General features: G+C 39.1%; 20 protein-coding genes and 2 tRNA genes. 18 read left to right on the top strand and 4 right to left on the bottom strand.

Annotated elements, in window-relative coordinates; translation table 11 throughout:
• Positions 1-1,191, bottom strand: a complete 1,191-nt coding sequence (locus L0668_RS06325; protein ID WP_235311248.1) for a benzoate/H(+) symporter BenE family transporter — start codon at positions 1,189-1,191, stop codon at positions 1-3.
• Between the two features lie 183 nt (positions 1,192-1,374).
• Here L0668_RS06325 and L0668_RS06320 point away from each other — a divergent pair, with 183 nt between their 5' ends.
• From L0668_RS06320 to L0668_RS06310, 3 genes are read left to right on the top strand one after another with little or no spacing between them, the layout of a single operon-like run.
• Positions 1,375-1,770, top strand: a complete 396-nt coding sequence (locus tag L0668_RS06320; RefSeq protein ID WP_235311247.1) for a GntR family transcriptional regulator — start codon at positions 1,375-1,377, stop codon at positions 1,768-1,770.
• Entirely contained in the window at positions 1,767-2,705 is a 939-nt protein-coding gene (locus tag L0668_RS06315; protein ID WP_235311246.1) for an ABC transporter ATP-binding protein, read from the top strand. Before L0668_RS06320 ends, L0668_RS06315 begins: the two co-directional genes overlap by 4 nt.
• Entirely contained in the window at positions 2,702-4,132 is a 1,431-nt protein-coding gene (locus L0668_RS06310; protein WP_235311245.1) for a hypothetical protein, read from the top strand. The genes L0668_RS06315 and L0668_RS06310 overlap by 4 nt, the downstream gene beginning before the upstream one ends.
• Before the next feature lie 31 nt (positions 4,133-4,163).
• Here the strand turns inward: L0668_RS06310 and L0668_RS06305 are convergent, their stop codons facing one another.
• A complete protein-coding gene (locus L0668_RS06305; RefSeq protein WP_235311244.1) occupies positions 4,164-4,913 on the bottom strand; it encodes an SDR family oxidoreductase in 750 nt (249 codons plus the stop codon).
• A gap of 68 nt (positions 4,914-4,981) precedes the next feature.
• Positions 4,982-5,794 carry an SDR family oxidoreductase gene (locus L0668_RS06300; RefSeq protein WP_235311243.1) on the bottom strand — a complete coding sequence of 271 codons (813 nt, stop codon included), beginning with the start codon at positions 5,792-5,794 and terminating at the stop codon, positions 4,982-4,984.
• A 276-nt stretch (positions 5,795-6,070) separates the two neighbouring features.
• Between L0668_RS06300 and L0668_RS06295 the strand changes: the two genes are divergently transcribed.
• Positions 6,071-6,466, top strand: coding sequence for a DUF3718 domain-containing protein (locus L0668_RS06295; RefSeq protein WP_235311242.1), 396 nt, complete (start codon positions 6,071-6,073; stop codon positions 6,464-6,466).
• Positions 6,467-6,613: 147 nt separating this feature from the next.
• On the opposite strand, the gene L0668_RS06290 is transcribed toward L0668_RS06295, so the two are convergent.
• Positions 6,614-7,111: a DUF2059 domain-containing protein gene (locus tag L0668_RS06290; RefSeq protein ID WP_235311241.1), complete on the bottom strand. Its 498-nt coding sequence runs from the start codon at positions 7,109-7,111 to the stop codon at positions 6,614-6,616.
• Positions 7,112-7,376: 265 nt separating this feature from the next.
• On the opposite strand from L0668_RS06290, the gene aspS reads away from it, so the two are divergent.
• From aspS to L0668_RS06220, 14 genes are all read left to right on the top strand, one after another.
• On the top strand, positions 7,377-9,203 hold the full coding sequence (gene aspS / locus L0668_RS06285; protein WP_235311240.1) for an aspartate--tRNA ligase: 1,827 nt from the start codon (positions 7,377-7,379) through the stop codon (positions 9,201-9,203).
• Between the two features lie 32 nt (positions 9,204-9,235).
• Positions 9,236-9,679, top strand: a complete 444-nt coding sequence (gene nudB, locus L0668_RS06280) for a dihydroneopterin triphosphate diphosphatase (protein WP_235311239.1) — start codon at positions 9,236-9,238, stop codon at positions 9,677-9,679.
• 37 nt (positions 9,680-9,716) lie between these two features.
• Complete coding sequence (gene ruvC / locus L0668_RS06275) at positions 9,717-10,238, top strand: crossover junction endodeoxyribonuclease RuvC (RefSeq protein ID WP_235311238.1); 522 nt, start codon at positions 9,717-9,719, stop codon at positions 10,236-10,238.
• 53 nt (positions 10,239-10,291) lie between these two features.
• Positions 10,292-10,915 carry a Holliday junction branch migration protein RuvA gene (gene ruvA / locus L0668_RS06270; protein ID WP_235311237.1) on the top strand — a complete coding sequence of 208 codons (624 nt, stop codon included), beginning with the start codon at positions 10,292-10,294 and terminating at the stop codon, positions 10,913-10,915.
• 117 nt (positions 10,916-11,032) lie between these two features.
• Entirely contained in the window at positions 11,033-12,040 is a 1,008-nt protein-coding gene (gene ruvB / locus L0668_RS06265; RefSeq protein WP_235311236.1) for a Holliday junction branch migration DNA helicase RuvB, read from the top strand.
• Positions 12,041-12,617: 577 nt separating this feature from the next.
• Positions 12,618-13,022, top strand: a complete 405-nt coding sequence (ybgC, locus tag L0668_RS06260) for a tol-pal system-associated acyl-CoA thioesterase (protein WP_235311235.1) — start codon at positions 12,618-12,620, stop codon at positions 13,020-13,022.
• Positions 13,012-13,722 carry a protein TolQ gene (tolQ, locus tag L0668_RS06255; RefSeq protein ID WP_235311234.1) on the top strand — a complete coding sequence of 237 codons (711 nt, stop codon included), beginning with the start codon at positions 13,012-13,014 and terminating at the stop codon, positions 13,720-13,722. Before ybgC ends, tolQ begins: the two co-directional genes overlap by 11 nt.
• Before the next feature lie 3 nt (positions 13,723-13,725).
• Positions 13,726-14,154 (top strand): protein TolR, encoded by a 429-nt coding sequence (gene tolR / locus L0668_RS06250; RefSeq protein ID WP_235311233.1) that lies wholly within the window; start codon positions 13,726-13,728, stop codon positions 14,152-14,154.
• Between the two features lie 5 nt (positions 14,155-14,159).
• Positions 14,160-15,056: a cell envelope integrity protein TolA gene (gene tolA / locus L0668_RS06245; RefSeq protein ID WP_235311232.1), complete on the top strand. Its 897-nt coding sequence runs from the start codon at positions 14,160-14,162 to the stop codon at positions 15,054-15,056.
• A gap of 8 nt (positions 15,057-15,064) precedes the next feature.
• The gene (gene tolB / locus L0668_RS06240; protein WP_235311694.1) at positions 15,065-16,414 is read left to right on the top strand and encodes a Tol-Pal system beta propeller repeat protein TolB; all 1,350 of its coding nucleotides are present in this window, start codon (positions 15,065-15,067) and stop codon (positions 16,412-16,414) included.
• 44 nt (positions 16,415-16,458) lie between these two features.
• Positions 16,459-17,022 carry a peptidoglycan-associated lipoprotein Pal gene (gene pal / locus L0668_RS06235; protein WP_235311231.1) on the top strand — a complete coding sequence of 188 codons (564 nt, stop codon included), beginning with the start codon at positions 16,459-16,461 and terminating at the stop codon, positions 17,020-17,022.
• Positions 17,023-17,035: 13 nt separating this feature from the next.
• The gene (ybgF, locus tag L0668_RS06230; protein ID WP_235311230.1) at positions 17,036-17,788 is read left to right on the top strand and encodes a tol-pal system protein YbgF; all 753 of its coding nucleotides are present in this window, start codon (positions 17,036-17,038) and stop codon (positions 17,786-17,788) included.
• 168 nt (positions 17,789-17,956) lie between these two features.
• A tRNA-Lys gene (locus L0668_RS06225) sits at positions 17,957-18,032 on the top strand.
• 43 nt (positions 18,033-18,075) lie between these two features.
• Positions 18,076-18,151 (top strand) — tRNA-Lys (locus L0668_RS06220).
• The last annotated feature ends 166 nt before the right edge of the window (positions 18,152-18,317 follow it).

Here is an 18,317-nt window from a genome sequence, read left to right as displayed (position 1 = left end):
TTATACTCTTTGGGATTTATTGCGTGTATGACTTACTGCTAAAGCAATGATACCAATGACTATGCCCCAAAATGCCGAGGCTATATCAAAAAACGACACACCTGAAGCGGTGACCAAAAAGGTTAACAATGCAGCTTCACGATAATCAGGTGCTTGAAATGCAGAAACTAAGCTACCACTAATGGTACCAAGTAATGCTAAACCAGCCAAAGCGGCAACCATAGCGCCTGGAAATGCCGCAAATAATCCTACTACCGCAGAACCGCATACGCCGGCTAATATATTGAATACTCCACAAGACACACCTGCTATATAGCGTTTTTTCGGATCGGGATGGGATTCTTCACTGGCACATAAAGCAGCAGTGATGGCGGCATAACCAAGAGCAAAGGCACCAAAAGGAGCGAATAAAATATTGAGCCCTCCGCACCAACTAATCAATGAAGACACGGGCAGTTTCTCTGGACTGGTGGAGCGTAAAATAGCTATACCGGGCAGAGTTTGTGAGGTAATAGTCACAATAAATAAAGGCAACCCCACACCAACTAATAGGTTGATATCAAATTCAGGCCAAACCCAAACAGGTGTGGCAACAGACCAAGCAACGTGCTCTAATTTTATCAAATCTAAATAGTAGGCACTTACAAACCCTGCAATTAATACCGCAACCACAGCGTATCTAGGTAACAATCGTTTAGCCGCTAAATAGGTGACAAACATAATTCCCACCATTAAAGGTTGGACCTGCATAGAGCCAAAAATATTAAAACCAAATTGGATCAATATGCCGGCTAACATGGCTGAGGCCAAAGGTAAGGGAATGCGCCGAGTAATGGCATCAAACCAACCTGATAAACCTATAATTAAAGTTAATACGCCCACAAATACAAATATGCCTATAGCTTGTCCAATGCTAGCGCCACTTAAACTGGTGATCAGAAGCGCTGCGCCGGGTGTTGACCAAGCGACTATGATTGGCCGTTTGTAATATAAAGATAAGCCTATACAGCCTATTCCCATGCCAACACCTAAAGCCCACACCCAAGACTCCAACATTTCAGTGCTCGCGCCTGAGACAGTTGCCGCCTGCAAAACAATTACCAGAGTACTGGCGTAGCCAACTAAAACCGAAATAAAGCCGGCACTGACAGCTGACAAACTTAAATCAGATAAAAAAGATTGACTTTTCATTTTGTATACAATTTAAAAAATGTATACAAATTGTAATGGATCTTACCTTGAATTAATAACTTTTATTGAAACCAAGTAAAAATACCTTGTTCTTTGTATTGGTGTATTATATAAATAATACACCAATACAAGGTGCCAATATAAGGTATCAATACAAAGTGTGATTTTAAATAGGAAACTGATTTGCAACATTCGTCGTTACTTTTGCAATTGTCGCCCAGTTCAGGTGAGCCAATTTATCGCCAATTGATTGAGCAGATAAAACGTATGATCGCCAGTGGCCAGCTCAATGCGGGTGACTATTTGCCTTCTGTGCGTCAGTTGGCTGTTGAACTAGAAGTCAATCCAATGACCATTTCTAAAGCCTATGGCTTTTTGGAGTCTCATGGTGATGTGTCACGAATTAGAGGCAAAGGCATGATGATCGCAGAACTGGCCCATGAAGAAAATGTCGCTGCACGCTTACAAAAATTGTCACCACTGGCAGAAATATTGGTTCAGCAATGCCAACAATTAGGCTTGAACAAACAACAAACCTTAGAGTGGCTAACTCATAAATTAGAAAAGGAACTTAAATGAACATTCTTAGTTTGCAAAATGTACATAAAGCTTACGGCAAATTTAGCCAACATAAGGAAGTGTTAAAAGGCGTGGATTTAGAGTTAAAGCAAGGATCGGTAATGGGGTTAATTGGTGCGAATGGTTCGGGTAAAACTACCTTACTTAAAACTGCCTTAGGCTTGTTAAAAGCGGATCAAGGTCAGGCACAGGTTTTTTCTGAGAATTCATGGAATATGTCAGCTGATTGTAAACAGAAGTTAGGTTATGTGGCGCAAAAATTAGATTGTTTTCAATGGATGACTCCTAAACAGTTGTTTGATTATACCGGTGCGTTTTATCAAAACTGGGACAAAAACAAAGTTGCTGATTTAATTAAAAAAATGGATGTGGATTTAAAACAAAAGATAAGCAATATGTCAGAGGGACAGTGTCAGCATGTATCCATCATTCAAGCGCTGGGCCATTCACCAGAATTAATTGTGTTAGATGAACCTGTTGCTAGTTTAGATCCCGCTGCTAGGCGCTCTTTTGTTAAAGAATTAATCGATATGAACCTTGATAACCAAACTAGCATTTTATTCTCCACTCATATTACCTCAGATTTAGAGCGAGTAGCAGCTGAAGTGGCATTTTTGAAATCAGGCAAAATTTGTTATCAAGGGAATATTGATGACTTAAAAGAAAACGTTGTACGTTTGTTGATTAAAAGTACACAAAGTCTGCCAGAGATTGCTACCAGCCTAGAGCTGACAAATAGCCTTGCGTTAACCGACAGTCTTGAGCGAACTAAAAACCCAGAGGTGATACACCATGACTTTAAGGGGCAACATGGCCGTATGACAGTTAAAAACTTCGACGCGCATCAAATGGTAATGTGGCAAAAAGAGTTTAATGCAGAAATCACTGTAGAAGCACTGAGTCTAGAAGATATATTTTTGGAGCTAAATGCATGAACCCTTATTTAGCTATATTTAGAAGAGATGCCAATACCCAAAACTTGAATATTCCTGCCCCAATTTTATATGCATTTATTATCGTACCTTTTGCCGCATTTGGACATGCGAAGCTTGCTGGTGGGGTGATGTTTATTATCACGCTTATCGCCAGCTTAAAAATAATTGAGGATTTAAAACTAGCTGATACCCACAGTTTGGGATTTATGTTGCCAAATTTCAAAACTATTCAGTTTCGATACAACCTAGGGTTGAGCGTGATTTCAGCCATTATTTCTGTGGTTTTGTTGAACTCTGATTTGTTACAGCAGTTTTTTATATTTACTGGCCTAGTTTTTCTTATTTCCTGCTTATTTTTATTGGTTAACAAAAAAGTTTCCATTTACATATTTCATATGTTTCTAGCTATCCTTTTATATTCCCTGTTTGCGTCACTACTTGGGAGCAATAAGAATTTTCCTTATCTAATTCGCACATTGGTGAGTTTCTGTTCAGATATGTTCAATTTGTACCCTGTTGTTTCATCTATAACGGTTTGGGCAGCAAGTGTTTTTAATTTTTATTTTTCGAAAAAGCGCTATTTGACGAGTAGAGAGTATGATCCTTCAGCGCAAATTTATAACTGGAAAAAATTAGACTCTTCTAAAAATTCAGTTGATCAGTACGATCCAAATATTGTTCAGAACTTTGTTGATCAATTTTTCACTTATATTGCTAAGCTAACTAAACCTTTGATGGATTTTGTATTTTTCGGTCGTAAACAAAACCCCATGGAAATCGCCATTTACGGTAATAGTTATTACTCAAAAAATTGGTCGTATTTGTTTCTGTTTGTAGGCTTTTTGCTGCTTGTTTCATACTTTCTCAAAGACGCGCTTTTACTGAACAAAGATCCTAAAGTGGCGTTAACCGGCATGTATTTGTTTTTACTCTCTATTTTTTATGCCCTGACGATTTGTTTAGAGTTTCTGAGCACACGTAAAGTGATACCGAGTTTATGGTTAATCAGCGCCAGTAAAAACAGAACGGTTTTTATGCAAAGTGTTATGAAAGTTTTTGTAACGCGCCATGTACGTATATGTATATGCTTATCCGCTTTGATAGGTATATTCCATTACCTTGCGATTGGAACAGACTCCTTGCTTGACTATGTTTTCTTCGCACTAGCGAGTTTAACTGTTGGCTTTATTCTACCTTTATGTGTGACTCTATTGTTTGCCACTAAACTTACCCATTCAGTTTGGCTGACAATTATTCTGGTTATTTTCAATATAATCAGTTATTCAATTTTCTCTTTTATTTATGTATTCGTAGCTATCGAGCCCAATCGATCTTTAGTAGGCGTTTTATATCTGTTTATCTGTGCAGTATGTCTATTTTTTGCCGTACGTATGTGGCGACATCCAAACACTGAAATAAGGATATAAATTTTACAAAGCGCTTATTGGATTAGGCGGTTTAACCTATTTTCTTCAGCATTTTTAACGATGCCATTTTGTAGATGTATTTTATGATTACCCAAGGCCAGTGAGGTACAAAACTACTTTTTACCTCATTCTCAATATCTTTGACTATAGCTTTACAGCCTGTTTCTAAATCGACGATAAAGGGCACTGATTTTACTTTTTCATTAATTTCAGTACGAATATACCCAGGGTGTATGGTGGTGACTTGAATAGGTGTGTTTAAGGTGTCGACTCTAATGCCTTCAGTCATTGAGGTTAATCCGGCTTTAGTTGCTGCGTAAACTGTCATAGCCCGTTGAGAGCCTCTTAACGCACTAAATGAAGAAATAGTCACTAGGTGACCATTGTTTTGCTCTCTAAATATTTCCATGGCCGCTTCACACTGAGCTAAGGCAGCCACAAAATTTGTCATGGCAGTTTGTTTGTTGGCTTCAAAATAACCTGTGCCTATAGATGCTCCTTTACCCATACCTGCGTTGACAATAATCCGATCTACATTGCCTAAATCCTGTTTAAACGCTTTAAATACGGCAAACACTTGCTGGTGATCATTCACGTCTAACGGACGAATAAACACTTTTATATCTGGGTTAATGCCTAATAGTTCTACTTTTAGTGCTTCTAAGTTATCCATTCTACGAGCGCATAAAGCCAGATTACGGCCTAATTTAGCAAATTCTTTAGCCATGCCTTTGCCAAGACCTGAACTGGCACCCGTAATCAAAATATTTTGTCTAGTCATGTTATTGGTTGTCCATTTATTTGTATTCGTAGTGTTTATTATTGTTATTAGCTTAAGTCATAGTGGGCTTACTCATTTGATTTTGGCCTGAAGTGTTTCAGCTTTTTTTTCATCATAGTGAGATAACTTTGGGTTGGTAACCATCTTTTTAATCGATAAGCTTGGCGGCCTTTTTTGTGAGTGACTATCATAAATTGGTTGTTTTCACTGGCCTGAAATATTTGTTTGGCTATGTTTGTAGCATCTATATCTGAGCGACTTAAGAGTTTCGCCACTAGTTCACGAATACCTGGCTGCGTGCTGCGCAATGATTCACCTAAGTTGGTAGCAAAAAAGCTTGGACATGCCACACAGACATGTATGCCTTTAGGGGCAAGTTCAATGTGCATTGTTTCGGAAAAACTTACCACGGCTGCTTTGCTGGCATTGTAGCTGGCCATCAAAGAAATGGGGGTTATACCTGCTTGAGACGCAATATTGATAATCTGACTGGTATTTTTTTGCGCTAGTAAAGGAACAAAAGCGCGGCACATACGCACCATGCCAAACACATTTATATTCATTACCCATTGCCATTGCTCAATGTCTTCGTATTCTATAGCGCCAGCTGTTGCGACACCTGCATTATTGATTAATACATCTAATTTGTGCCAATGGGTTAACAGTTCAGACTTAAGTGTTTCAATTGACGATTCTAGGGTGATATCACAAGTTATAAACAAAGCTTTGCCGCCAGCTTTTTGAATATCTTGGCAAACTTGTATGCCTTGCTCAATATTGATATCGGCAACACATATTTCAAAACCTTGCTTGGCATAGTAATGAGCAAGCGCTTTACCTAAGCCAGAGGCTCCACCGGTAATTAAAGCTGTTTTAGTCATATCCACCACTTTTTATAACGTTCTAAGCCGGTAGGCATTAGTACTTTAATTTCTGAACTATCTAGCATAATGTTTTTGCCCCCAAGTTACTTATCTTCCTTAAGCTTAATATAAGTAATGGTGCAGCCTAAAACAAATGTTTAGTTATCACTTCACATACCTAAGTATTCACACGTAGATTTTTTAATCGATTGGGTTGGTGTTTAATACACCCATCGGAAGCAAACATCACTTCCAAACAAATCCAATTAACTTAACTAAAAAGAGAATTTAACCATGTTGAAAATAGTTAAAACATCTATCGCCATCGCTACTACGTCTTTAATCCTTGCTGGTAACGCACAAGCTAACGTAGGCGAAGCACTACAAAACATTTGTACCATTGTAAAAGCTGATGACAAAGGTGAACTACGTAAAAAAATGAAGCGTGTTCAATCTGACTTTAGCTTGAGAATTAAAGATTATTACTCAGGTGTATCATGTGGTGGTAACAGCTTAATTCGTACCGCTATGTTAAACAACGCGGTTGAAACCGGTACTTTAATTGTTAAGAAAATGCCAAAAAGTGACTTAAGTGCACCAGAAAAAGACGGCAAAACAGTGTCTGCATGGGCTGCTGAAAACGGCTTAGCTGATTCACCTATCGCTGCAGTTTTAAAAGACCGTATCTAAGCATAGGTTTTCTAAATTTAGCTTATCTAGTTAAAGGAAATGTTCAACATGGAGGTTTGTGTTATTCAGTAAGTTAGAATTGCACCGACCATAGAAAACGGCCTCATTTGAGGCCGTTTTTTTGTGCGTAATTTAGGTCCTATGTGATTAGTTTAAGCTAATCCCTTCTTTAACAAGTCTCGCTTGTATACGTTGGTTGATTTTAGGGCCTAAAGACATACCGTGCTTTTGACCTTCCATCATGCCTTCTTGAGTGATTTTAGGTAGCAGAGAAGCCATTTTTGCACCTGTGGTGGTTTTGTAAAATCCTACAATTTCTTTTAACTCTGCTAACGTAAAATATTTATGGTAAATACCATGAGACATATTGTTGATAAATCCATTAGCAATAAACTCTTCATGCATTAATTTGCCCATTTCGTCTTTTATTACATTAGCTGCTTTTTCATCTATGTTTTTACTTTGGGCGCGTAGTGCATTGATCATTTGGCCAGCCGCTGCATTGCCCATCATTTCACCTATTTTCAATGCGCCAGTGATATCTAACATTTCATCGATAATTTGTTTTTTTTCATCAGTTAGTTCTTCTGAATATGAAAGCTGCGAAAAAACTAATAGTGAAACAAGTGAAATGATTTTTAACATTTTGATTCCTTTTAACAGTTGGTTGTTGCCGTTTCGGCTCCGTTTAATAAATACGGAAATTATAATGTGTTAACTTTCCGCATAGACTAGAGAGTAAATAGTAAAGCAACTTGTGTAAAATTTATATTAATTATCTTTATAGGTTAGAGCCGGATAATTAAAATGTATATTTTAAGCTCAAGCCATAGCGTGAAATTGAGGTTTCGGTATATACTACGCGGCCTTAATTTTCATCATTTTTACGCATTTTTAGAGGTCGTTTTTCATGCGCACAGACTATTGTGGCAACATCAATTCATCTTATATCGGACAAACTGTAACTTTATGTGGTTGGGTTAACCGCAGCCGCGATTTAGGCGGGGTGATTTTTTTAGATTTAAGAGATCGTGAGGGCGTAGTTCAAGTGGTTTTTGATCCTGACTTAACTGACGTGTTCGATGTGGCTAATAGTTTACGAAATGAATTTTGTGTGCAGTTAACCGGTTTGGTGCGTGCTAGGCCTGAAGGCCAAGTCAACAAAGATATGTCTACTGGTGAAATTGAAATGTTAGGTAAGTCACTAACTATTTTAAATAAAGCCGCGCCTTTACCATTAGATTGGAATCAAGAAAATTCTGAAGAGCAAAGGTTAAAATATCGTTATTTAGATCTGCGTCGTCCTCTGATGAGTGACCGTCTTAAATTTAGAGCAAAAGTAACCAGCGCAGTGCGTAGTTATCTAGAAAATGATGGTTTCTTGGATATCGAAACACCGATCTTAACTAAAGCTACACCAGAAGGTGCACGAGATTATTTGGTGCCAAGTCGTACTCATAAAGGTCAGTTCTTTGCCCTTCCGCAATCGCCTCAGTTGTTTAAACAATTGTTGATGATGTCGGGTATGGACAGATACTACCAAATAGTAAAATGTTTCCGTGACGAAGATTTACGTGCTGACCGCCAACCTGAATTTACTCAAATTGATATCGAGACCACCTTTTTAGACGCCCAAGGTGTGATGTCAATTACCGAAGGTTTAGTGCGCGATTTGTTCCAAAAAATGCTCGATGTTGATTTGGGTGAATTCCCAAGCATGACTTATGCAGATGCCATGCGCCGTTTTGGTAGCGACAAACCAGATTTACGTAACCCTTTAGAATTAACCGACGTAGCCGATTTACTAAAAGATGTTGAGTTTAAAGTATTCTCTGGCCCGGCAAATGATCCTAAAGGTCGGGTAGCGGTTATTCGTGTGCCAGGTGGGGCTAAATTGTCTCGTAAACAAATTGATGATTACGGCAAGTTTGTCGGCATCTATGGTGCCAAAGGTTTAGCTTGGATGAAGATCAACGATCTTGATGCGGGCATGGAAGGATTGCAGTCACCTATTTTAAAGTTTTTAACTGAAGATGTGGCTAAAGGTATAGTGGCGCGCAGTGGGGCTCAAAGTGGCGACATTTTATTGTTTGGCGCTGATTCAAATACAGTGGTTACAGAAGCGTTAGGTGCCCTTAGATTAAAACTAGGTGAAGACTTAGAGTTATTGGAAGGTGAATGGAAGCCATTATGGGTTGTGGATTTCCCCATGTTTGAAGAGTTTGATGGGCAATTCCACGCTTTACACCACCCATTTACTGCGCCAAGAGATATGACCCCAGATGAGTTAGCCACTAATCCAGCGGGGGCTTTGTCTAATGCTTACGACATGGTATTGAATGGTTGTGAGTTAGGTGGAGGCTCTGTTCGTATCCATAATGAAGACATGCAAGCAAAAGTATTTTCATTGTTAGGCATCAGCGACGAAGAAGCTGAAATGAAGTTTGGATTCTTACTCGAAGCCCTTAAATTTGGTGCTCCGCCTCATGCTGGGCTAGCTTTTGGATTGGATCGTTTAGTGATGTTAATGACAGGCGCGACTTCTATTCGTGACGTGATGGCGTTTCCTAAAACCACTACCGCTGCTTGTCCATTGACTAATGCACCAGGTGAAGCAAACCCAGAGCAGTTAAAAGAGTTGTCGGTTAAAACAGTTATTGAGAAAAAAGAAGCTGAGAAAAAAGAAGCTGAGAAAAAAGAAGCCGAGAAAAAACAAACTGACAATAAACCTGCTTAAATTTGCTTTTTGTTAATTGTGAGCTGGTTTAAATGACTAAGTATCGTATTCCTAAATCTGCTTTGACGGTTATTTACAATCGTTCAGGGCAGGTGTTAGTAATGCAACGAAATGATGACCCAGAGTTTTGGCAATCAGTTACAGGCACATTAGAAATATCTGAATTACCCATTCAAACTGCCATTAGAGAAGTATTAGAAGAAACCGGCATTGATATAATTAAACATAATTATCAATTGCACGATTGCGAAAAGGTAAACCAATACCCCATTCGAAGTATGTGGCAACATAGATATCCTCCTAATACCCCATTTAATACTGAATACGTATTCGCAGTAGAAGTGGCGAATGAGCATAAAATTGAACTTACAGAACATTCTGCTTTTTTATGGTTGGATAAAAAACAAGCTATGCGCAAAGTCTGGTCTGATTCTAACCGTGAAGCCATCGAACTATTTGTACCAAATGCTAAATAATAGCCTAAACGATTTTCAAACTCCTGGGGCTGTTTAAGTGGCTATTATTTTAGGCATAGATCCTGGCTCTCGCATCACAGGTTATGGTGTGATCAAAAAAATAGGTGCAAATTCTGAATATGTCGGTAGTGGTTGTATTCGTGTGCAAGGCACAGAATTAGCGCCACGACTTAAGCAAATATTTGATGGTGTTAGCGAAATCATTCAGCAATATCAGCCTACAGAGTTTGCTATCGAACAAGTGTTTATGGCTAAAAACCCAGACTCTGCTTTAAAATTAGGCCAAGCTAGAGGCGCGGCAATCGTTGCGGCCACCACATTTGATTTACCTGTAGCTGAATATTCTGCTAGGCAAATCAAACAGTCAGTGGTGGGCAAGGGCAGTGCAGACAAGTCTCAAGTACAACACATGGTGACCTACTTATTAAAGCTTGGCGCTAAGCCACAAGCCGATGCGGCAGATGCACTTGCCGTGGCTTTATGTCATAACCATACCCAACAAAGTTTAATAAAAATGTCGGGCCAAGCGTCTAAAACAGTTCGTGGCCGATTGCGGTAATCGCTTTTAACATAAAACCAAATCCACATAATTAGTAATTTCAAGGAAACTCTATGATCGGTAATATTCGTGGCACTATTTTGGAAAAACAACCGCCAGAAGTATTAATCGAAGCGGGTGGCTTAGGTTATGAAGTACAAGTGCCTATGACCAGTTTTTATCAATTACCAGAAGTGGGTCAAGAAGCTAATCTGTGTATTCATTTTGTGGTCCGTGAAGATGCGCAATTATTATTTGGTTTTGCCAACAAGCAAGAACGAGCCGTGTTTAGAGAGTTAATCAAAGCTAGTGGGGTAGGTCCCAAACTAGCACTTACTATTTTATCTGGCATGAATGCCCAGCAATTTATGCAATGTGTCAGTATGGAAGACGTAACTGGTTTAACCAAATTACCCGGTGTGGGCAAAAAAACCGCAGAACGATTAGTCATAGAAATGCGTGACCGCTTAAGTAAATTAGCTAAAGATCAAGGTTATGCTGAAACCGTACACTTAACCCCAGATCTACCTGTGGAAAATACCTTTGTACAACGCACAGATGCCAAAGAAGAGGCGTTAAGTGCGCTAGTTGCCTTAGGTTATAAACCACCTCAAGCAAGTAAAGTCATTAACTCTGTCTTTAAAGACGAAATGAGTAGTGAACAACTAATCAGAGAAGCTCTGCGTGCCATGGCTTAATCACTATTGGGTACGAAAATAATTTAAGGCGACCCTAAACAGATTTTCTGTTACTGTATAAAAAAACACTGGTTAAACATTCTAGTAATGTAAGTCTTTAGTTCAGGTTAAACGTAAATGATAGAAGCAGATCGACTCATCCAGCCTACGGCAAGTCATGAAGATGAAGTGATAGACAGGGCAATTCGGCCAAAAATGTTGGCTGATTATACTGGCCAAGATCACGTTTGTTCGCAGATGGAAATTTTTATTCAAGCGGCCAGAAAACGTGAAGATGCTTTAGATCATCTGCTTATTTTTGGCCCTCCGGGTTTAGGTAAAACCACGCTAGCTAATATAGTGGCCAATGAAATGGGGGTAAATATTAAAACCACCTCAGGTCCGGTATTAGAAAAAGCCGGAGATTTGGCCGCGTTATTAACTAACCTTGAAGAAAACGACGTTTTGTTTATTGATGAAATTCACCGTTTGAGCCCAGTGGTGGAAGAAATTTTATATCCAGCCATGGAAGATTATCAGTTAGATATTATGATTGGTGAAGGTCCAGCAGCTCGTTCTATCAAGTTAGAATTACCGCCTTTTACTTTAATTGGCGCAACCACAAGAGCAGGTTCGTTAACCTCTCCACTTCGTGACCGTTTTGGTATAGTGCAACGTTTAGAGTTTTATAATATCAAAGACTTAACCCAGATCGTTAAACGTTCAGCTAACTATCTTGATTTACCCATGCAAGAAGAAGGAGCGATAGAAATTGCTCGCCGATCACGTGGCACACCTAGGATCAGTAACAGGCTATTACGAAGAGTACGTGACTTTGCCGAAGTTAAAGCAGATGGTCGAATTAGTTCTGATATTGCCAGTCAAGCACTTGATATGTTGGATGTAGATAAAGAAGGCTTTGATTATATGGATCGAAAACTTCTGTTGGCTATTATTGAAAAATTTATGGGAGGGCCTGTAGGCTTAGATAACTTAGCCGCTGCAATTGGCGAAGAACGTGACACGATTGAAGATGTGATCGAACCATTTTTAATTCAACAAGGTTTTTTACAACGTACCCCCAGAGGCCGTATTGCTTCTCAAAGGGCATTCTTACACTTTGGTAAAGATTATTCGCCAGAATAATCCTTTGTCTAATGTTTATTTCAGGCAAAAAAAAGCCCATATAAAGTATATGGGCAAAACAACTAGTGTTGAAGGGAATAAATCCAAGGGATATGTCATATGAAACAAACTAATAAAATTGCTACCGTTTGGTAGTTAAAATCTAGTGACTGCTCAGAAAACAAAAGTATTTTACCAACACATTTAATATAAACAACTCAATTAAATTTATTTAAACCATTAGAAAAACTAATGGTTTGTGCTTTGGGCTTGGGGTGGAAAACCTTTTGAGTCGATTTTACATTTATAACTAATTGAATATATTGAAATAAATAAACCCGCCTGATATTTGAACGATTATGTATTTTAATGTGCCACAATTTGTAATTGTGGTTTGAAGGCATGTTCTATGAATAGTTATTCTTGATGTTTGTTTTTCTATTTTTAGCTTTACTTTTACTTTTTATATTTATGATCTTGAAAATAAAAGAGAATTTACATTAATTTACGTAAAATATTAATGATAATTGTAGAGCGTTTGATAGCATAAGCATTCATATATAGATAAAAATTTTTATGGGTAGGAATAGCAACTAAAATGGTACAGCATAATCTTGATGTGCGTGTTTACTACGAGGATACAGACGCTGGCGGTATTGTATATTATGCCAATTATTTAAAGTTCTTTGAGCGCGCTAGAACTGAGTGGTTGAGAAGTTTTGGCATAGAACAAGATTTTCTTTTGGAACATTCTATCGGTTTTGTCGTCAAACGAGTGGAAATGGATAATCATGCGCCAGCACGCTTCAATCAGTTGTTGAGAATTCAGTCTGAAATAGTAGAATTAAAGCGCGCTAGCTTGGTATTCAAACAAATAATAATAACTCCAGACGAGCGATGTCTGGTCAGTGCGTTAATTAGAGTCGCTTGTGTTAATTTATCAAATATGAAACCACAAGTTATTCCTGAAAAAATTTTAGGGGAATTTTCCAGTGTCATCTGAATTATCTTTTGTAGATTTAATTTTAGAAGCCAGCTTTTTAGTACAGTTGGTTATGTTAATTTTAGTCGGTGCTTCGGTCGCTTCATGGGCGTTTATTTTTGAGCGTAGCCGGGTATTAAAAGCCGCTAATGTTGAAATGAAAAAATTTGAAGATAAGTTTTGGTCAGGAGTGGATTTAAATCGCTTTTATCAAGAGTTAGCTGCTCGTCAATCAGTCCAAGGTATGGCGAGTATTTTTAGCGCCGGTTTTAAAGAATTTGTGCGCTTACGTAAAAGTAGTTCTACCCCAGCGGATGCCATAGTAGAGGGCACATCCCGCGCTATGCGAGTTTCCTTATCTCGAGAAATAGACAGCCTAGAAAGTCGTTTACCGTTTTTGGCCACAACCGGTTCAATTAGCCCTTATATAGGTTTATTTGGAACTGTATGGGGTATTATGAATTCTTTCGTCGCTTTAGGTGGTCAACAACAGGCGACTTTAGCCATGGTTGCCCCGGGAATTGCCGAAGCATTGATCGCTACCGCTATGGGCTTATTTGCCGCTATCCCTGCAGTTATCGCTTATAACCGATTTAGCCATCATGTAGAAAAACTTGAAAATAACTATGGTAATTTTATGGAAGAGTTTTCTAGTATTTTACATAGGCAAGCACTGGCTGCTAGTAGTGATAATGCTCGTACTGCTCAGCAAGTAGGTTAGCTCATGAGTGTTTATGTTAGAAAGCGCCGCCGTCCGGTTTCAGAGATCAATGTGGTTCCCTACATTGATGTGATGTTGGTATTACTGATTATTTTTATGGTGACGGCCCCTTTGATTACTCAAGGGGTGAATGTCGACTTGCCTAAAGCTGAAGCCCAACCATTAGATGAAGACTCCAAACCTCCGTTAGTTGCTTCGGTGGATGCCCAAGGTCAGTACTTTTTAACGGTCGGCGATAGCCAAGAGGAGCCTTTGTCTGGGGTGGATTTAGCCACATTGGTTGCTGCTCATTTACAAAAAGAACCTGATACACCTGTGGTAGTAAAAGGAGACGGCGCTGTAGCCTATAGCGAAGTTGTACAGTTAATGGTGTTGTTGCAACGGGCAGGGGTACCTTCGGTAGGTTTAATGACTGCACCTCCTGAGAATTAGGCTAGATGTCAAAGTTACCCGTTGCGCTTATTGTTTCGATTTTTTTACATGTGTTGATGGTCACAGTTTTGTTGATCGGCGGGAGTATGCGTGATGCTAAACCCACGCCCGAACTGTCAGTGCCTGGACCTATTATTGAAGCTGTGGCAATAGATGAAAGTGTGTTAAAAAAACAAACCCAAAAGGTTGAAGACAAGAAACGCCAAGAACGGCTTAAAGAACAAGAACTAATTAAAGACATTGAACGTCGCAAGGTTGAAGCGGAAAACAAACGCAAAAAACAAGCAGCGGATGCATTAGCCTTAAAAAAGAAAAAAGAGCAACAAATAAAAGATAAAAAACAAGCTGAGCAAGCGGCAATTGCTGCAAGAGAAAAGCTCAAAAAAGAAAAAGCCAAAGCACAAAAAATAGAAGACGAACGTAAACGTAAAGCTCTTGAGAAGAAAAAAGCGGATGAATTGGCTAAAAAAGCTAAAGAAAAACGAGAACGAGAAGAAAAAGTCCGAAAAGAAGCGCAGCGTAAAAAAGAACAGGAAGCGAAAGAGCGTGCCGAACAAGAAAAAGCCCTACAAGATCAGCTAAAAGAAGAACAAGCTGCACGGCAACAAAGAAGAAATAAACAAGTGTTAACTGAAGTACAAAAATATGAAGCCATGATTAAGCAAGTTATCCAGCGCAGTATGATTGTTGACGACGCAATGCGCGGTAAATCATGTCGTTTTAATATTCGTTTGGCATCTAATGGATTGGTTATTCAGGTTAAAGAGTTAGGTGGTGACGCATTAGTGTGTAGAGCAGGTAAAACTGCAATTTTAAAAGCTGATACATTACCAGTCTCGCCAGAGCCTGACGTTTATGAAAAAATGAGAGATATTAATTTTACTTTTGCTCCGGAATTATAATATTGAAAATTAAACATGTGTTATTGCCGTTATTGGCTCTATTAGTTAGCGCGAAAAGTTATTCCGCGTTAGAAATTGTTATTACAGAGGGTGTGGACACGTCAAGACCGATTGCTGTTGTGCCGTTTAAATGGAAAGGGAATGGTATTATGCCAGAAGTGATCACTGAAGTAATCGCTGCTGATTTACGCCGAAGTGGTAAATTTAATCCTATACCAGCTTCATCTATGCCGCAATTTCCCGGATCTGATAAAGATATTGATTACAGTGCTTGGTCATCTAGAGGTGTAGAAGCGGTTTTAGTAGGCGCGGTCGAATCAACGGGCACTGGTCGGTATAGTGTATCTTATCAACTAATTGATGTGTTACGTGGTCAAATTACAGGGGGCAATTATCAAGCTCTTAATAACGGTCAACTGGTCGCCAGTAACGATCATATTTTAGCTGTTAGTAAAATGACTATAGGCGCAAGTGATTTTAGACAACACGCTCACAGAATTAGTGATGCGGTTTATGAAAAGCTTACTGGTGAAAAAGGTGCATTTTTGACCCGTTTAGCTTATGTTGTCGTGAGAGATAGAGGTACATCTGATTTCCCGTTTCAGATGGTAGTGTCAGATTATGATGGCGTAAACGAAACCGTCCTATTACGTTCTAAAGAACCTTTAATGTCACCTAATTGGTCCCCAGACGGCACAAAACTGGCGTATGTCAGTTTTGAAAACAAACGTCCGCAAATTTATATCCAAGATATTTATACTATGAGCCGCACCCAAATGACTAGTTTCCCGGGTATAAATGGCGCGCCAAAGTTTTCCCCAGATGGCAAAAGTTTAGCCATGGTGTTATCAAAAGATGGCAATCCAGAATTGTATGTGATGGATATTGCGAGTAAACAATTACGCCGAATCACCAAAAATCGTGCCATAGATACAGAGCCAAGTTGGACTCCAGATGGAAAGTCATTAATATTTAGTTCAGAACGGGGTGGTAAACCACAGATATATCGAGTAAATTTAGCAACAGCTAAGGTTCGTCGCCTGACTTTTGATGGTGAAATGAATCTGGGAGCAACAATTACCCCTGATGGTAAACAAATGGTGATGGTGAATCGTACTCGTGGAAAATACCATATTTCACGACAAGATTTGGTTAACGGACACATGCAAGTGTTAACCAAAACTGATTTAGATGAATCTCCAAGTATCGCTCCAAATGGCAGTATGATTATTTATAGCACGCTACACCAAGGGAAGCAGGTTTTATCTTTGGTGTCGTTAGATGGCAGGTTTAAAGCTAGGTTACCTGCTGTGGATGGTCAAGTGAAAGCGCCCAATTGGTCGCCGTTTTTACGTTAAATTTAACTTTTAATTCGAACTCGAACAAAAACAGGAATAGAAGAATGCAATTGAACAAAATTTTTAAAGGGTTAATTATCGCGTTACCAGTCGTGACTATGGTGGCTTGTTCGTCTGGCCCTTCAGAAGCAGAACAAGAAGCTGCGCGTAATCAAGCGGCTCAACAAGCTGAGGCAGATCGTAAAGCTCAAGAAGCTAGAGATGCACAAATTCAAGCTGGTTCAGTTAGTAAAGTGTTAACTCCTGTTGAAGAAATGAAACAACAATTAGAAGCCTTGCAAAATAACCAAGTGGTTTATTTTGATTTTGACCGTGCTTCAATTAGTTCAAAGTACTACAACGTATTAGATCAACATGCTGCGTTTTTAGTTAAACATTCAGACCAGTCTGTTGTAATTGAAGGTCACTGTGACAGTCGTGGTACACCTGAATACAATATTGCATTAGGTGAATCTCGTGCTAAGTCAGTGCAAACATACTTGTTGAATGCTGGTGTGAGTGCTTCACAGATTTCAGTGGTTTCTTACGGTGAAGAAAAGCCAATTAATAGCTATAACACTGAAGCGGCGTTTGCAGAAAACCGTCGCGGTGTATTAGTTTATCAGTAAAAGATAACTCAATATGAAAAAACGCACCTTAGCGCTATGTTTGCTAGGGCTATATGGAACCGCAGTAATTGCGGTTCCTGCGCCTGTGACAGACGTTACTGCCAGTGACAGTGATAAACGACTTGACGAAATCGAAAGACGTTTAAAAACTCGTACTGATGCCCAGCACAGACAACAAGAACAGTTAGACATTATTCAAAACGAAGTGAACGAATTGCGTGGCGCGATTGAAGTTCAAAATTATCAATTAGAGAAAATTCTAGAACGTCAACGTGAGTTGTATTTAGAAATTGATAAAAGAATTGAAAGTGTTTTAACCGCTGTGCCCACGCAGTCTGTTGCTTCCAATGTACCTTCATCGACGCAAGTGGATACGCCTGCTCCGATATCGGCGAATGAAAACGATGCTTACGATAAAGCAGTTAATTTGATCCTAAAAGATAAACTGTATGATCAAGCGATCCCTGAATTTCAGGCGTTTTTACAAAATTTTCCAAATTCAGATTATATTCCTAATGCTAAATATTGGTTAGGACAATTGTTGTTTAATAAACAAGACTGGGAAGGCGCCGGTGAACAATTTCAATCTTTAGTGAGTCAATTTCCTGATTCGACTAAAAGAGCTGATGCTTTATTGAAATTAGGAATTACTGAAATGGAACGTGCAAATATTGCTCGAGCCAAACAGTTATGGGAACAGGTTATTACTGAATTCCCGGATTCTTCGTCTAGTAAACTCGCTGCAAAAAGAATAGAAGCTTTATAATTAAAAAATTATTGGTCAGGAAATAACACCTATATTTTAGGTTAAGTCTTGAAATTGTTTGCTTTTTCGCCAAACAGTTTAAATAAATGAAATAATCCATTTTAAGGCTTGCACTGAGTTTTTAATTGAGTATTATATGCCGCCTTCGCAGTGAGGCGAAGAGAGAAAGGGTCGTTAGCTCAGCTGGTAGAGCAGTTGACTTTTAATCAATTGGTCGCTGGTTCGAATCCAGCACGACCCACCACTTTCTCAAAACACAGGATGTGTAAAGTACAAATCCAAAAGACGGGTCGTTAGCTCAGCTGGTAGAGCAGTTGACTTTTAATCAATTGGTCGCTGGTTCGAATCCAGCACGACCCACCATCTTTTTGTATGTCCTCCAAGTTTTCGAAATTTCCTAACTCTTTATTTATGTGTGCTATTGACGAAGTCGTGCCGGATGAGAGCCAGCATGGTTCGACTATTTTGTCTGGAACAAAATAGAACATGCGCAGCATGGCCCGAAGGGCGTAAGGCAGGATGCCTGGAG

Source organism: Paraglaciecola algarum (genome assembly GCF_021532655.1).
Lineage (GTDB): Bacteria > Pseudomonadota > Gammaproteobacteria > Enterobacterales > Alteromonadaceae > Paraglaciecola > Paraglaciecola algarum.
This window is presented reverse-complemented; position numbering and strand designations above follow the sequence as displayed.

Excerpts from the sequence above, each read along its gene's own strand:
- L0668_RS06325 (WP_235311248.1), bottom strand. The coding sequence starts at position 1,191 with ATGAAAAGTCAATCTTTTTTATCTGATTTAAGTTTGTCAGCTGTCAGT.
- L0668_RS06300 (WP_235311243.1), bottom strand. The coding sequence starts at position 5,794 with ATGACTAAAACAGCTTTAATTACCGGTGGAGCCTCTGGCTTAGGTAAA.
- L0668_RS06290 (WP_235311241.1), bottom strand. The coding sequence starts at position 7,111 with ATGTTAAAAATCATTTCACTTGTTTCACTATTAGTTTTTTCGCAGCTT.
- L0668_RS06315 (WP_235311246.1), top strand. The coding sequence starts at position 1,767 with ATGAACATTCTTAGTTTGCAAAATGTACATAAAGCTTACGGCAAATTT.
- L0668_RS06305 (WP_235311244.1), bottom strand. The coding sequence starts at position 4,913 with ATGACTAGACAAAATATTTTGATTACGGGTGCCAGTTCAGGTCTTGGC.
- nudB (WP_235311239.1), top strand. The coding sequence starts at position 9,236 with ATGACTAAGTATCGTATTCCTAAATCTGCTTTGACGGTTATTTACAAT.
- tolR (WP_235311233.1), top strand. The coding sequence starts at position 13,726 with ATGAGTGTTTATGTTAGAAAGCGCCGCCGTCCGGTTTCAGAGATCAAT.
- ruvB (WP_235311236.1), top strand. The coding sequence starts at position 11,033 with ATGATAGAAGCAGATCGACTCATCCAGCCTACGGCAAGTCATGAAGAT.
- aspS (WP_235311240.1), top strand. The coding sequence starts at position 7,377 with ATGCGCACAGACTATTGTGGCAACATCAATTCATCTTATATCGGACAA.
- L0668_RS06310 (WP_235311245.1), top strand. The coding sequence starts at position 2,702 with ATGAACCCTTATTTAGCTATATTTAGAAGAGATGCCAATACCCAAAAC.
- ybgF (WP_235311230.1), top strand. The coding sequence starts at position 17,036 with ATGAAAAAACGCACCTTAGCGCTATGTTTGCTAGGGCTATATGGAACC.
- L0668_RS06295 (WP_235311242.1), top strand. The coding sequence starts at position 6,071 with ATGTTGAAAATAGTTAAAACATCTATCGCCATCGCTACTACGTCTTTA.
- pal (WP_235311231.1), top strand. The coding sequence starts at position 16,459 with ATGCAATTGAACAAAATTTTTAAAGGGTTAATTATCGCGTTACCAGTC.
- ruvA (WP_235311237.1), top strand. The coding sequence starts at position 10,292 with ATGATCGGTAATATTCGTGGCACTATTTTGGAAAAACAACCGCCAGAA.
- ybgC (WP_235311235.1), top strand. The coding sequence starts at position 12,618 with ATGGTACAGCATAATCTTGATGTGCGTGTTTACTACGAGGATACAGAC.
- tolA (WP_235311232.1), top strand. The coding sequence starts at position 14,160 with ATGTCAAAGTTACCCGTTGCGCTTATTGTTTCGATTTTTTTACATGTG.